This is a genomic window from Pseudomonas sp. NPDC087336, from assembly GCF_044744285.1.
Lineage (GTDB): Bacteria > Pseudomonadota > Gammaproteobacteria > Pseudomonadales > Pseudomonadaceae > Aquipseudomonas.
Genome location: NZ_JBIUYA010000078.1, coordinates 583 through 1,709, shown reverse-complemented (window position 1 = coordinate 1,709; position 1,127 = coordinate 583). Strand labels below are relative to the sequence as shown.

2 pseudogenes are annotated in these 1,127 nt (G+C 57.0%); both read right to left on the bottom strand.

The window, feature by feature from the left end:
- A pseudogene (locus tag ACIO0C_RS31270) lies at positions 1–217 on the bottom strand (hypothetical protein); the annotation flags it as partial.
- Between the two features lie 64 nt (positions 218–281).
- Positions 282–1,127, bottom strand: a pseudogene (gene rpoB, locus ACIO0C_RS31265) (DNA-directed RNA polymerase subunit beta); the annotation flags it as partial.

Below are 1,127 nucleotides of genomic sequence, written 5' to 3'. Positions count from 1 at the left end.
CGCACAGGCACTCGTAATCCTTTACCGGGCCAAAGATCTTGGCGCAGAACAGGCCGTCACGCTCAGGTTTGAACGTACTGTAGTTGTAGGTTTCCGGCTATTAAACTTCACCGAACGACCACGAACGGATCATCTCAGGCGATGCCAATCCGATACGGATGGCGTCGAACTCTTCGACTTGACCCTGGTTTTTCAGCAAATTCAGTAGGTCTTTCAAGGCCTTTCCTCCTGGCGGAGCAGAGAGCGGGCAGTGCTGCCCCGCTCTCGATTCGCGTCACGTGTTATTCGGTTTCCAGATCGATATCGATGCCGAGGGAACGAATTTCCTTGATCAACACGTTGAAGGACTCGGGCATGCCCGGCTCCATACGGTGATCGCCATCCACGATGTTTTTGTACATCTTGGTACGGCCGTTCACATCGTCCGACTTCACTGTGAGCATTTCTTGCAGAGTGTAAGCGGCACCGTATGCTTCCAGTGCCCAGACCTCCATCTCCCCGAAACGCTGACCACCGAACTGCGCCTTACCACCCAGCGGCTGCTGGGTAACCAGGCTGTACGAACCGGTAGAACGCGCGTGCATCTTGTCGTCTACCAAGTGGTTCAGCTTCAGCATGTACATGTAGCCAACGGTAACCGGGCGCTCGAACTTGTTGCCGGTACGGCCGTCGGTCAGCTGCATCTGGCCGCTTTCTGGCAGGTCAGCCAGTTTCAGCATGGCCTTGATTTCGCTTTCCTTGGCGCCGTCGAACACTGGAGTGGCCATTGGAACGCCGCCACGCAGGTTTTGAGCCAGGTCCAGGATTTCCTGGTCCGAGAAGTCATCGAGGCTTTCCTGACGACCGCCGATCTCGTTGTAGATCTCGTGCAGGAACTTACGCAGCTCGGCAACCTTGCGCTGCTCTTCAACCATGCGGTTGATCTTCTCGCCCAGACCTTTGGCCGCGAGGCCCAGGTGGGTTTCAAGGATCTGACCGACGTTCATACGCGAAGGTACGCCCAACGGGTTGAGGACAACGTCTACCGGGGTGCCATTGGCATCGTGCGGCATGTCTTCAACCGGCATGATCACGGAGACACACCCTTGTTACGGGGTCGACCGGCCCTCTTGTCGCGCGGCTGGAGG